General features: G+C 63.7%; 11 protein-coding genes. 3 read left to right on the top strand and 8 right to left on the bottom strand.

The genetic code is table 11. The annotated features are described in order from the left end of the window. The first annotated feature begins 35 nt into the window (after positions 1-35). The 3 genes from H3221_RS22855 (at position 36) to H3221_RS22845 (ending at position 4547) form a co-directional block, all read left to right on the top strand. A complete protein-coding gene (locus tag H3221_RS22855; protein ID WP_024310059.1) occupies positions 36-965 on the top strand; it encodes a hydrogen peroxide-inducible genes activator in 930 nt (309 codons plus the stop codon). Between the two features lie 8 nt (positions 966-973). Further along, positions 974-3049, top strand: a complete 2076-nt coding sequence (gene recG / locus H3221_RS22850) for an ATP-dependent DNA helicase RecG (RefSeq protein WP_196476208.1) — start codon at positions 974-976, stop codon at positions 3047-3049. Between the two features lie 91 nt (positions 3050-3140). Further along, complete coding sequence (locus H3221_RS22845; protein WP_196476207.1) at positions 3141-4547, top strand: aminoacyl-tRNA deacylase and HDOD domain-containing protein; 1407 nt, start codon at positions 3141-3143, stop codon at positions 4545-4547. A 119-nt stretch (positions 4548-4666) separates the two neighbouring features. Here H3221_RS22845 and H3221_RS22840 read toward each other — a convergent pair whose 3' ends face one another. From H3221_RS22840 to ubiA, 8 genes are all read right to left on the bottom strand, one after another. Beyond that, complete coding sequence (locus H3221_RS22840; protein ID WP_196476206.1) at positions 4667-5419, bottom strand: hypothetical protein; 753 nt, start codon at positions 5417-5419, stop codon at positions 4667-4669. 82 nt (positions 5420-5501) lie between these two features. Next, positions 5502-5897, bottom strand: coding sequence for a helicase (locus tag H3221_RS22835; protein ID WP_196476205.1), 396 nt, complete (start codon positions 5895-5897; stop codon positions 5502-5504). Between the two features lie 216 nt (positions 5898-6113). Next, complete coding sequence (locus tag H3221_RS22830) at positions 6114-6386, bottom strand: HU family DNA-binding protein (protein ID WP_003242571.1); 273 nt, start codon at positions 6384-6386, stop codon at positions 6114-6116. A gap of 188 nt (positions 6387-6574) precedes the next feature. Next, positions 6575-7723, bottom strand: coding sequence for an NAD(P)/FAD-dependent oxidoreductase (locus tag H3221_RS22825; RefSeq protein ID WP_196476204.1), 1149 nt, complete (start codon positions 7721-7723; stop codon positions 6575-6577). 351 nt (positions 7724-8074) lie between these two features. Next, complete coding sequence (locus H3221_RS22820) at positions 8075-9415, bottom strand: hemolysin family protein (RefSeq protein WP_196476203.1); 1341 nt, start codon at positions 9413-9415, stop codon at positions 8075-8077. Between the two features lie 62 nt (positions 9416-9477). After that, positions 9478-10797 carry a phosphate regulon sensor histidine kinase PhoR gene (gene phoR, locus H3221_RS22815; protein ID WP_196476202.1) on the bottom strand — a complete coding sequence of 440 codons (1320 nt, stop codon included), beginning with the start codon at positions 10795-10797 and terminating at the stop codon, positions 9478-9480. Positions 10798-10839: 42 nt separating this feature from the next. Beyond that, on the bottom strand, positions 10840-11529 hold the full coding sequence (gene phoB, locus H3221_RS22810) for a phosphate regulon transcriptional regulator PhoB (RefSeq protein ID WP_072426159.1): 690 nt from the start codon (positions 11527-11529) through the stop codon (positions 10840-10842). A gap of 83 nt (positions 11530-11612) precedes the next feature. Beyond that, entirely contained in the window at positions 11613-12503 is an 891-nt protein-coding gene (gene ubiA / locus H3221_RS22805; RefSeq protein ID WP_196476201.1) for a 4-hydroxybenzoate octaprenyltransferase, read from the bottom strand. Positions 12504-12554 lie beyond the last annotated feature (51 nt).

The raw sequence follows: 12554 nt of genomic DNA, 5'->3' as shown, positions 1-12554 counted from the left end.
GGCTATGCTTGTCGGCAATTTAATGGATAAACACTATGACCCTCACCGAACTGCGGTACATCGTCACCCTCGCCCAGGAACAGCATTTCGGCCGCGCTGCCGAGCGCTGCCACGTCAGCCAGCCGACCCTGTCGGTGGGCGTGAAGAAGCTGGAGGACGAGCTGGGCGTGCTGATCTTCGAGCGCAGCAAGAGCGCCGTGCGCCTGACGCCGGTCGGTGAGGGCATCGTCACCCAGGCACAGAAGGTGCTGGAGCAGGCCCAGGGCATTCGCGAGCTGGCCCAGGCCGGCAAGAACCAGCTGACCGCGCCGCTCAAGATCGGCGCCATCTACACCGTCGGCCCTTATCTGTTCCCGCATCTGATTCCGCAGTTGCACCGGGTCGCACCGGACATGCCGCTGTACATCGAGGAGAACTTCACCCATATCCTGCGCGACAAACTGCGCACCGGTGAACTCGACGCCATCATCATCGCTCTACCGTTCCAGGAGGCCGATGTACTGACCAAGCCGCTGTACGACGAGCCTTTCTACGCCCTGTTGCCCGCCGGTCACCCCTGGGCAGCAATGGAGACCATCGACACCAAGCTGCTCAACGACAAGAGCCTGCTATTGCTCGGCGAAGGCCACTGCTTCCGCGACCAGGTGCTGGAAGCCTGCCCGACCCTGCGCAAGGGCGGTGACGATCACGGCAAGCACACCACAGTGGAATCCAGTTCGCTGGAAACCATCCGCCATATGGTCGCCTCCGGCCTTGGCGTATCGATCCTGCCGTTCTCGGCAGTCGACAGCCATCACTACGCGCCGGGCGTGATCGAGGTGCGTCCGCTCAGCGCGCCAGTGCCGTTCCGTACCGTGGCGATCGCCTGGCGCGCCAGCTTCCCGCGACCCAACGCCATCGAGGTGCTGGCCGACTCCATCCGCCTCTGCTCGGTCGCCCGTAGCCCGCAGACCAAGGCAGTCTGAGGCCGGACGTGAGCGAGCTGGCAGCGGTTTCCGTCACCGCACTCAAGGGTGTGGGTGCGGCCCTGGCCGAGAAACTGGCCAAGGTCGGCCTGGAAAACCTGCAGGACGTGCTGTTTCACCTGCCGCTGCGCTATCAGGATCGCACCCGCATCACCCCCATTGGCGCGCTGCGCCCGGGGCAGGATGCGGTGGTCGAGGGCATCGTCGCCGGTGCCGACGTGGTCATGGGCCGGCGGCGCAGCCTTCTGGTGCGCCTGCAGGATGGTAGCGGCACGCTGAGCCTGCGCTTCTTCCACTTCAGCCAGGCGCAGAAGGACGGCCTCAAACGCGGCACTGCCCTGCGCTGCTATGGCGAAGTTCGTCCCGGTGCTACGGGCCTGGAGATCTACCACCCGGAATACCGCGCGCAGAGCGGCGACGAGCCGGCCCCGGTAGAGCAGAGCCTGACGCCCATCTACCCAACCACCGAAGGTTTGACCCAACAGCGCCTGCGCCAGCTCAGTCAGCAGGCACTGGCGCGCCTCGGCCCACGCAGCCTGCCGGACTGGCTGCCTGACGAGCTGGCACGCGACTATCGCCTGGCGCCACTGGACGAGGCCATCCGCTACCTGCACCGACCGCCACCGGACGCCGACGTCGAAGAGCTCGCCGAGGGTCGCCACTGGGCCCAGCATCGGCTGGCCTTCGAAGAGCTGCTGACGCATCAGTTGTCCCTGCAGCGCCTGCGTGAACAGGTGCGCGCCCAGCAGGCGCCGGCCCTGCCGCCGGCCAAGAAGCTGCCACAGCAATACCTCGCCAACCTCGGCTTCGCCCCGACTGGCGCGCAGCAGCGTGTGGGCGCCGAGATCGCCTACGACCTGGCGCAAAGCGAGCCCATGCTGCGCCTGGTGCAGGGCGACGTAGGCGCCGGCAAGACGGTGGTTGCTGCCCTTGCCGCCCTGCAGGCGCTGGAGGCCGGTTATCAGGTGGCGTTGATGGCGCCGACCGAGATCCTCGCCGAACAGCACTTTCTCAACTTCAGCAAATGGCTGGCACCGCTTGGCCTGGACGTCGCCTGGCTGGCCGGCAAGCTCAAGGGAAAGGCTCGCGCTAGCGCGCTGGAACAGATTGCCGGCGGCTGCCCGATGGTGGTCGGCACCCACGCCCTGTTCCAGGACGAAGTGAAGTTCAAGCGCCTGGCCCTGGTGATCATCGACGAGCAGCACCGTTTCGGCGTGCAGCAACGCCTGGCCCTGCGCCAGAAAGGTATCGACGGGCGCCTCAGCCCGCACCAGTTGATCATGACTGCCACGCCCATCCCACGTACCCTGGCGATGAGCGCCTACGCCGATCTGGATACCTCGATCCTCGACGAGCTGCCGCCAGGGCGCACGCCGGTCAACACCCTGGTGATCGCCGATAGCCGTCGCATCGAGGTGGTCGAGCGCGTGCGCAATGCCTGCCTGCAGGGACGCCAGGCCTACTGGGTATGCACCCTGATCGAGGAATCCGAAGAGCTCACCTGCCAGGCCGCCGAAACCAGCTTCGAGGAGCTTTCTGCGGCACTGGGCGAGCTGCGCGTCGGGCTGATCCACGGACGCATGAAGCCGGCCGAAAAAGCCGCAGTGATGGATGAGTTCAAGCAGGGCAAGCTGCAACTGCTGGTGGCCACCACGGTGATCGAGGTCGGCGTCGACGTGCCCAATGCCAGCCTGATGATCATCGAGAACCCCGAACGCCTGGGCCTGGCCCAGTTGCACCAGCTGCGCGGCCGAGTCGGCCGTGGCAGCGCCGCCAGCCATTGCGTGCTGCTCTACCATGCGCCACTGTCGCAGCTTGGGCGCGAACGCCTGGCGATCATGCGCGAGACCACCGACGGTTTCGTCATCGCCGAGAAGGACCTCGAACTCAGGGGGCCAGGGGAAATGCTCGGCACCCGGCAGACCGGTCTGCTGCAATTCAAGGTCGCCGACCTGATGCGCGATGCCGACCTGCTGCCCGCCGTGCGCGATGCCGCGCACGCTCTTCTGGAACATTGGCCGCAACATGTGGCTCCATTGTTGGAGCGCTGGTTGCGTCACGGCCAGCAATACGGTCAAGTGTGAACCTGTTCACAGGACAACCGTCGCCACGAACCTTTACGCAAATCCTCGCTGGTTATACTCCGAGGCACATGCGCCCACGCTGGATATCGATATGACTGAAGCCGCCCTCGCCGCCAACACCACTGCGCAAGCGCCCGCAGTGATCGTGCAACTGCTGGAGAAACTCGCCGTACCCTATCAGGTACGCGCGGAGCGCCCGGGCCAGCCAAGCGAGGCACGCCTGCAGGCCGTGCTGGTAGACGATGCCATCGGTGCCCTGCTGGTGCTCTATCCGCGTAGCCACATGCTCGATCTGTCGCGCCTGGCCGAACTGACTGGGCGCCAGCTCACGGCGGTCAAGCCGGAGCGCCTGGAACGCATGCTCGGCAAGCACAATCTGGCCGCCCTGCCCGGTTTGCCGCCGCTGACCAGTTCGCCCTGCCTCTACGAAGAACGCCTGCTGCAGGTGCCCAGTCTGCTGATCGAGTCCGGCCAGCCTGGTGTGTTGCTGGAAATCCCCACCGAAGCCTTCAAAGCGCTGCTGAGCAAGGCCAGCGCGGCGCGTTTCGGCGAGCCGGTCAGTGCGATCAAACCGAACCTCGATCGCCCGCATGATGACCGCGCAGAAATCACCCAAGCCGTGCAGGCCTTTACCGCACGCCGCATCCAACAGCGCCTGGAAGAAACCATCGAGATTCCGCCGCTGCCGGAAACCGCGCAGAAGATCATCAAGCTGCGTGTCGACCCCAACGCCACCGTGGATGACATCACCGGTGTGGTCGAGACCGATCCCGCGCTGGCCGCCCAGGTGGTCAGTTGGGCCGCCTCGCCCTATTACGCTGCGCCCGGCAAGATCCGCTCGGTGGAAGATGCAATCGTCCGTGTACTGGGCTTCGATCTCGTGATCAACCTGGCTCTCGGCCTGGCGCTGGGCAAGACCCTCAGCCTGCCCAAGGATCAGCCGCAGCACGCCACGCCCTACTGGCAACAGGCGATCTACACCGCTGCAGTGATCGAGGGCCTGACCCGCGCCATGCCTCGCGCGCAGCGCCCGGAAGCCGGCCTGACCTACCTGGCCGGACTGCTGCACAACTTCGGTTATCTGGTCCTGGCACACGTGTTTCCACCGCACTTCTCGCTGATCTGCCGTCATCTGGAGGTCAACCCGCACCTGCCTACCGGGCATATCGAGCAGCACCTGCTGGGGATAACCCGCGAGCAGATCGGTGCCTGGCTGATGCGCCACTGGGATATGCCGGAAGAGCTGTCCAGCGCCCTGCGCTTTCAGCACGATCCGTCCTACGCCGGCGACAGCGCGGCCTTCCCCAACCTGGTGTGCCTGGCGGTCAGTCTGCTGCGCAACCGAGGTATCGGTGCCGGGCCGCAGAACGAGATTCCTGATGAGCTGTTCGACGCCCTGGGGCTGACCCGGGAAAAAGCCGAGGACGCGGTGAGCAAGGTGCTGAGCGCCGAGGTCGCCTTGCGTGAACTGGCAGCGCAGTTCCAGCAGCCGCACTGAGCTGCGGCGGCTCAGGTTCCCACCCCCTGCCCCTGAGTCCTTGCCTGCCGTCTGGCGCAGTTGCTTGCGAACCGGCGGGCTGTTCGCTTCGCTCCTGGCGGCCGGTGTTCCGGGCCGCCCTACGGCTTGCCTGCTGCCTGGCGCAGTTGTTCACGACGTTCAGAGAATAGCTGCGGCACCACTTCCAGGCTGATAGCGAGCAGTTGACTGACGCTGGAATGCTCGTAGAGCGCCGCATACTCGGCGAGTTGATCGCTGGGCATCTGCCGGTAGGCATAGAACATGAAGGTTTCCACCGCCTGCTCGCTGGACTGGCGAATGGCGTTCGCTTGGGTCTGCGTCTGCGCCTGCAGTTCGGCCTCGCTGAGGTTCTCACCCCGCGCCCTTAGCGCCAACAATGCCTGGGTCTTGCCGACTTCGTAACGTAGCAGGCTGGCCAGATCGGTCGTGCGGGCGGCAGCATCGAGACGCTTTACCAGATCAAGACGCGTGCCTCGTGGAGGCTGCTCCTGCAGGCGCTCGCGGTATTCAGCCAAGCCTTCGGGTTGCTCACCGACCGCACGCTCTGCGGCAGTGAAGCGCTGCGCCAGCGGGCTATCGAGACGTTCACGAGCCTGTTCGCCCTGCACCGCATCGAAGCGAGCAGCGACTCGCCTGGCCAGGTCCAGACAAAAGACCTCGCCAGCGAACAACTGCGCGAGGCGCTTCTGCTCGGCTTCATCCTGGCCGCGCTGCAGCAACGGCGCACTCTGTTCGCACAGCAGATGGATACCGGCGAGTTCGAACAGGGGCAACAGCACTTTGGCAGACGCCGACTCGGCCCGCGCCGTGGTGGCGGCCAGCAACAGCAGGGGTAACAGGAAAAGACGCATGGTCAGGTTTTCCACAGTAACGTGCCTGGAAGCCTAACCAAAGCGCAGCGTCGCGGCCAGCCGCGACGCACATCAGTGCCAATCAGGCGGCCTTTTTTGGCGCCTCGGCCTTCTTCTTCGGCATCAGGTACTTGGTCAGGCCTTGGAACCACATCACCAGCGCCGGATTGCCCTGGATCTGGATGTCCTTGTTCTGGATGCCCTGCATGAAGGCCAGCTGCTTGTTCTTCGCGGTCATGGTGTCGAAGCCGTAGGCGGCGTCCTTGAAGCCGATGGCGAATGCCGGGGCCGTGGCTGTGCCGCGCTTGCTGGTCACGCGCTGACCGGCCACGATGAAGTGGCGCGCGACCTTGCCGTCCAGCGTGTGCAGCTGGAAAACCATATCGCGACCTTCGAGCTGCTGGCGGAACGCCGGGTTTTCACGACTGGCCTTGGCCATCAGACGGCCCAGCATCCACAGGAGAAAACGGAATTTCATGCACAGGGCCTCGTGATCGAAGATGATGGCCGCGCATTGTAGTGGTTTTCTTGCAGGACTACAGCCTGTCCAAAGCATGGCTGCCGAACCAGGAAAGTAGGGTGCGCCGTGCGCACCGCGAGATACCGCGAGTCAGGTGCACAAGGTCTCTAAGATAAGTGAGCAGACGTGATGAAGCGAGGGGAACCCGGAGCCGAGCGGCTCCGGGTAACGGGCTCAGTTGACCGCATCCTTCAGGGACTTGCCCGGTTTGAAGGCGACGGTGTTGCTGGCCTTGATCTTCACCGGCTGACCGGTTTGCGGATTCTTGCCAGTACGGGCGCCACGGTGGCGTTGGACGAAAGTACCGAAGCCAACCAGGGTCACACTGTCCTTACGGTTCAGTGCACCAGTGATTTCTTCCAGTACGGCGTTGAGTACACGATTGGCCTGATCCTTGGTCAGATCAGCCTTTTCGGCGATGGCGGCGGCGAGTTCCGGTTTACGCATAGATGCCTCTTTGACGGTTTTTTGTTGTTGTGTCCGTGCTGTCCTTCCAGAACAGCGCCCAAGGCGCCGCAACAGCTCTGCGCTGCGGCAGACCCTTGGGAGAATGGCATGCCGCATCGCACTGCGCCAGTCTCGCCCGCCACTTTAACCGGGCAATTTCGTGGCGTATCCGACAGAACGGCAGGCAATCATGCCAGCAGCGCCGGTAGCTCCTTGTTCAGTGCCAGTTTCTCCTGAACGGCAGCGCCGGTCAGCGCATAACCGAGCAGTGCTCCTGAAGCCTCGCGGCAGAGCGCCTTGATGTCACGACCGCTACCTTCTACCGTCCATTCACCCTGGCTGCCACGCGGCGGCGGCGAGACCACCAGCGGGCATACTGGCGTCTTTACCGTCACCGGCATCGGCCCGTAGCTGACCGCCGTCGGCTCACCGGCCAGGGTCTTGGCCAGCGCCCGGGCGCAAGCCATCAGCGGCATCACGTAGAGCAGGTTGAGGCCATCGACCTCGGCGCAGTCACCCAGGGCGTAGATATTGGCGTGCGAGGTACGCAGCTGACGGTCGACCATCACACCACGATTGACGTCGAGCCCGGCCGCGGCGGCAAGCGCGATGCGCGGACGCAGACCGACAGCCGAGACCACCGCATCACACTGGATCAGGCTGCCGTCGGACAGCGACGCGTGCAGCGCCTCACCCTGACGGTCGAGGCTGGCCAGCACCGGGCCGAGATGGAAACGCACACCCAGACCCTCCAGCCCGGCTTGCACGGCAGAGGCCGCAGCCGGATGCAGCAGGCCGGGCATCACCTGCTCGCAGGGCGCCAGCAACTCGACCTCGTAACCGCCTGCACTGAGGTCATTGGCGAACTCGCAGCCAATCAGGCCGGCGCCGAGGATCAACACCCGACGTTTGCCGGCCACGGCGCGGCGAAAGCGCGCGTAGTCTTCCAGGTCATTGATCGGGAACAGCGCATCCTGGGCATCACCCTCTACCGGCACGCGAATCGGCTCGGCACCCCAGGCCAGTACCAGGTCGCGGTATGGCACGGCTTCCTCACCGATCCACAAACGCTTGTGGCCGGGGTCGATTCCGGTGATGCGGGTATGGGTGCGAATTTCCGCATTGAGCTGCGCGGCCATGGCGCCCGCTTCGGCCATGGCCAGGCCGTCAGCATCCTTGTTCTTGCCAAAGCCGGTGGACAGCATCGGTTTGGAATAGGAGCGACCGTCGTCAGCAGTGATCAGCAGCAGAGGCGTCTGAGTGTCGAGCTTGCGCCACTCCTTGGCCAGGTTGTAACCGGCCAGACCGGTGCCGACGATGACGACTGGTGCACTCATGCTGTGATTCCTCGCGACACAAATGAGACAACGGCCCGATGGCCGTCATCATTGATTCAGAAGGTTCAGGAGCGTTCGAACCCGTAGAAGTCGACCCTGACCATACCGCCCCGGACAACGCCAAGTGACTGGCAGCTGCTCTCGGGGAGACGGGGTCACACCCTACTGGATCGGGCCGCAGCTGGCCAGATGCGACCGGGCAGGCCAGTCAGAGGCTGGGTAGAGCGACGGACTCATGTCCGCCTGCGTCCATCGTGAGCTTGCAACGGTTGTGCGCCACGGTGACGTCGAAGGTCGAGTGAAGTCAGTGATCGCGTCTGCATGAACTTGCCAGGCGCAGGACAGGAGCGATCAATCCAGCTTGACCACCTTGGCCAGAACCACCTTGGGCCCCTTCATCTTCTTGACGATAATGCGCAGGCCGTCGGTTTCCAGAACTTCCTCTTCGTCAGGCATGCGCTTGAGAGTTTCGTAGATCAACCCGGCGAGGGTCTCGGCCTCTATGTGGTCGAGGTCGACGCCGAGCAGGCGCTCGACCTTGGCCAGCGGCGTGTCACCGCGCACCAGCAGCTTTCCCGGCTGGTAGGCGAGGATGCCGCGCTCAGCCTTGCGGTGTTCGTCCTGAATATCACCGACCAGTGCTTCGAGCACGTCTTCCATGGTCAGGTAGCCGATCACCTTGCCGTCGGCCTCTTCGACCAAGGCAAAGTGCGCGCCGCCCTGGCGGAACTGCTCGAGCAGCTGCGACAGCGGCATATGCCGGTTGACCCGCTCGAGTGGATGCATCAGATCCGCGAGTTTGAGTGCTGACGGCAACATCTCCAGCAGCGAAAGGTGCAGCAGCAAGTCCTTGATATGCAGTACGCCGACGAACTCGCCCTTGCTCTCATCGAAGATCGGGTAGCGGCTGTACTTGTGGCGGCGGAAGGTGGTGAACACCTGATCCAGGGTGGCGTTGAGCTCCAGGAAAACCAGATCCTCACGCGAATTGGCCCAGTCCACCACCTCCAGCTCGCCCAGCTCGACCGCCGAAGCCAGCACGCGCAGGTCCTGGTCGTTGTCACTGGTGGCGCGACTGGAATGCAGGATCAGCTTGAGCTCTTCACGGCTGTAGTGGTGCTCGTGGTGCGGCCCCGGCTCGCCTTGCCCGGCGATGCGCAGGATGGCGTTGGCGCTGGCGTTGAGCACGAAGATCGCCGGGTACATCATCCAGTAAAAGGCGTACAGCGGCGCGGCCGTCCACAGCGACAGCAGCTCGGGCTTGCGAATTGCCCAGGACTTGGGCGCCAGTTCACCGATGACGATGTGCAGGTAGGAAATGATCGAGAACGCGGCGAAGAAGGCGATGCCATGAATCAGCTTGGGTGACTCCACGCCAACCGCCACCAGCAGCGGGGTAAGCAGCTCGGCGAAGGCAGGCTCACCGACCCAGCCAAGACCCAGCGACGCCAGGGTGATGCCCAACTGACAGGCTGACAGATAGGCATCCATCTGGTTGTGCACGGTGCGCAGGATATGTCCGCGCCAGCCATGGGCCTCGGCCAGGGCATCGACCTTGGTCGCGCGCAGGCGCACGATGGCGAACTCGGCGGCGACGAAGAAACCGTTGAGCAGGACCAGAAACAGGGCGAACAGCATGAGGCCGAAGTCGGCGAGGTAAGCAGAAGCGGGGAGACTCGTGGAGGGGTCCATGAAGGTTCGGGTTGGCCAATGATCGCTAGAGGTTGGAGCTTCGCCGCGTCGAATGCAAGCACTCAGCGCGCACGCTGCACCACCTGTGCCGGGGCAAAATGGCAGGTGAAGGTGCTGCCCTTGCCCGGCACGCTGCTGATCTCCAGGTTGCCACGGTGACGCAGCAACACATGCTTGACGATGGCCAGGCCCAGCCCGGTGCCACCCGTGTTGCTGGCGCGGCTCGAATCGACGCGGTAGAAGCGCTCGGTCAGTCGAGGCAAGTGCTTGGCCTCGATGCCCATACCGGAATCGCTGACCGACAAGTGCGCACCCTTCTCGTCGCTCAACCAGCGAATACGGATGTCACCGCCGGCCGGGGTGTACTTCACCGCGTTGAACACCAGGTTGGAGAATGCGCTGCGCAGCTCCGCCTCGCTGCCCTTGAGCTTGAGATGAGGGTCGGCCTCCAGGCTGATGCGATGTTGCTGATCGCCGGACAGGGCCTGAGCGTCGTTCTTGATCGACAGCAGCATCAGATCCACCGCGACCGGCTGGTTGTCCGAGGGGTAATCGGTGGCTTCCAGCTTGGCTAACAAGAGCAGGTCATTGAGCAGGGTCTGCATGCGCGCACCCTGTTGCTGCATCTGCTGCAATGCGCGCAGCCAGCGCGGATTGACCGCCTCGACGTTGTCCAGAAGCGTCTCCAGATAACCGGCGATCACCGTCAGCGGCGTACGCAGCTCGTGGGAGACGTTGGCGACGAAGTCCTTGCGCATCTGTTCCAGCTGATGCAGGCGGGTAACGTCACGCACCAGCAGCAGGTGCTCGCGGTTGCCGTAGCGGGTGATATGGAACTGCAAACGGCGACGATCATTGATCGGTGAAGGAATCTCCAGGGCATCGGCGTAGTTGCCGCGCTCGAAGTAGTCCTTGAAACGCGGGTCGCGCACCAGGTTGGCCAGTTGCTGGCCACTGTCTTGCGGGGTTTTCAGGCCCAGCAGCGTTTCCGCTGCGCGGTTCCACCATTCCAGGTTGCCCTGGCTGTCGAGCATCACCACGGCGTCCTTGAGGGCGGCCGTGGACTCCTGCACGCGATCGATGACCGCCTGCAAGCGGCCACGCGCCTTCTGGTTACGGCGTTGCAGGTGGTAGATGCTGTCGAACACCTCGCCCCACAGACCGTAACCATCCGGCGGTGGCTCGTCGGGTTTATGCTCGCGCAGCCATTTGTGCAGGCGCAGCAGTTGGCTGAGGGTCCAGCCCAGATGAATGGCCAGGCCGCAGGCCAGCACCCAGGCATATTCACCGGTGATGAAACCGAGCAGCAGGCAGGCGCCAACCAGCAGCAACAGGCGGCGCACCACGGCGCCACGCCAGTCTTGATTCACGATGGAGCGCATCCTTGTCAGAAGAACGTGGGCGCAGAAACACCGCGCTAGCGATCAACCCTTGGTGGAGAAACGATACCCAGTCCCGCGCACGGTTTGTACCAGGTTTTCGTAAACATCACCGAGCGCCTTGCGCAGACGGCGGATGTGCACGTCGACGGTACGCTCCTCGACGTAGACGTTGCCGCCCCAGACCTGATCGAGCAGTTGGCCGCGGGTGTAGGCACGCTCCTGGTGAGTCATGAAGAACTGCAGCAGGCGATATTCGGTCGGGCCCATCTCGGCAGGTTTGCCGTCGATGGTGACGCGGTGACTGATGGGGTCGAGCAGCAGGCCACCAACCTCGATCGGCGCCTCGCTGTCGCTGGGTCCGGCACGGCGCAGTACGGCCTTCAGGCGGGCCACCAGCTCACGCGGTGAGAACGGCTTGGTGATGTAGTCGTCGGCGCCGACTTCCAGGCCCTGGATCTTGTTGTCCTCTTCACCCTTGGCTGTGAGCATGATAATCGGGATATCGCTGGTCAGCTCGTCACGCTTGAGGCGTCGGGCCAGCTCGATGCCACTGGTGCCAGGCAGCATCCAGTCGAGCAGGATCAGATCGGGTTTGCGGTCGACGATCACGGCGTGGGCCTGCTGGGTATTCTCCGCCTCCAGGCACTCATAACCGGCCATTTCCAGGGCTACCGCAATCATCTCGCGGATCGGTGCTTCGTCATCGACGATCAGGATGTTCTTGCCAACCATGGTCCTGCCTCGGTTCGTTCAACTGTCTGCGCCGCATTAGATAACGAAATTATTGCAGCGATATGACAGGTGCGCGGCAGCGCTTAACGTAACGCGTAGTCCAGCACGATACCGACGAAGATCGCCAGCCCTGCCCAATGATTGTGCAGGAAGGCGTTGAAGCACACCAACGGCTCACGCCGACGGGTCACGTGAAACTCCCACGCGAAGCAGACGGCGGCCACCAGCAGGCCAAGATGGAAGTACAGGCCCAGTTCGAAACGTGCACCAGCCAGTAGCAGGCAAAGCAGCGCCAGTCCCTGAAGGATGGCGATGATCAGCCGGTCGGCGTCCCCGAACAGAATGGCTGTGGACTTCACCCCGATCTTCAGGTCGTCCTCGCGATCAGCCATGGCGTAGTAGGTGTCGTAGGCAACCGTCCACAGCAGGTTGGCGATATACAGCAACCAGGCTTCCGGCGGCAGGTTGCCGGTTTCTGCGGTAAAGGCCATCGGCATGCCCCAGGAGAAGGCCGCGCCAAGCATCACCTGTGGGTAAAAGGTGTAGCGCTTCATGAAGGGGTAGCAGGCGGCCAGGGCCAGGCCGCCGAATGACAGCCAGATGGTGGTGGCATTGGTGAACAGCACCAACACGAAACTCAGCGCCACCAGCACGGCGAACAGCACCAGCGCCTCGCGCGGCTTGATCTTGCCGCTGGCCAGCGGACGCGCCCTGGTGCGGCTGACGTGACCGTCGAAATCACGATCGGCATAGTCGTTGATCACGCAACCGGCGGCGCGCATCAGGATCACGCCTGCGACGAAGATGAACAGGTTCTTCGCGCTCGGCACGCCTTCGGCTGCCACCCACAGCGCCCACAAGGTGGGCCACAGCAACAGATAGATGCCGATGGGCTTGTCCAGGCGCATCAGCTGAATGAAGTCCCAGGCGCGCGGGTGCAGGCGGGTGGTCGATTGCAACAGGCGGGTGTACATCTAAGCGTCTCCGTGCAGGTTGCGCGGATTATACGGGGCTTGCCGACGCAA

The organism is Pseudomonas chaetocerotis, from assembly GCF_015712105.2.
Lineage (GTDB): Bacteria > Pseudomonadota > Gammaproteobacteria > Pseudomonadales > Pseudomonadaceae > Aquipseudomonas > Aquipseudomonas chaetocerotis.
The sequence above is the reverse complement of the archived record's forward strand: the minus strand, read 5'-3'. Positions and strand labels throughout refer to the sequence as shown.

What these genes read in the sequence shown, in the direction of transcription:
- H3221_RS22845 (WP_196476207.1), top strand. Translation starts at nt 3,141, where the DNA reads ATGACTGAAGCCGCCCTCGCCGCCAACACCACTGCGCAAGCGCCCGCA.
- H3221_RS22825 (WP_196476204.1), bottom strand. Translation starts at nt 7,723, where the DNA reads ATGAGTGCACCAGTCGTCATCGTCGGCACCGGTCTGGCCGGTTACAAC.
- phoR (WP_196476202.1), bottom strand. Translation starts at nt 10,797, where the DNA reads ATGCGCTCCATCGTGAATCAAGACTGGCGTGGCGCCGTGGTGCGCCGC.
- ubiA (WP_196476201.1), bottom strand. Translation starts at nt 12,503, where the DNA reads ATGTACACCCGCCTGTTGCAATCGACCACCCGCCTGCACCCGCGCGCC.
- H3221_RS22820 (WP_196476203.1), bottom strand. Translation starts at nt 9,415, where the DNA reads ATGGACCCCTCCACGAGTCTCCCCGCTTCTGCTTACCTCGCCGACTTC.
- H3221_RS22840 (WP_196476206.1), bottom strand. Translation starts at nt 5,419, where the DNA reads ATGCGTCTTTTCCTGTTACCCCTGCTGTTGCTGGCCGCCACCACGGCG.
- phoB (WP_072426159.1), bottom strand. Translation starts at nt 11,529, where the DNA reads ATGGTTGGCAAGAACATCCTGATCGTCGATGACGAAGCACCGATCCGC.
- H3221_RS22855 (WP_024310059.1), top strand. Translation starts at nt 36, where the DNA reads ATGACCCTCACCGAACTGCGGTACATCGTCACCCTCGCCCAGGAACAG.
- H3221_RS22830 (WP_003242571.1), bottom strand. Translation starts at nt 6,386, where the DNA reads ATGCGTAAACCGGAACTCGCCGCCGCCATCGCCGAAAAGGCTGATCTG.
- H3221_RS22835 (WP_196476205.1), bottom strand. Translation starts at nt 5,897, where the DNA reads ATGAAATTCCGTTTTCTCCTGTGGATGCTGGGCCGTCTGATGGCCAAG.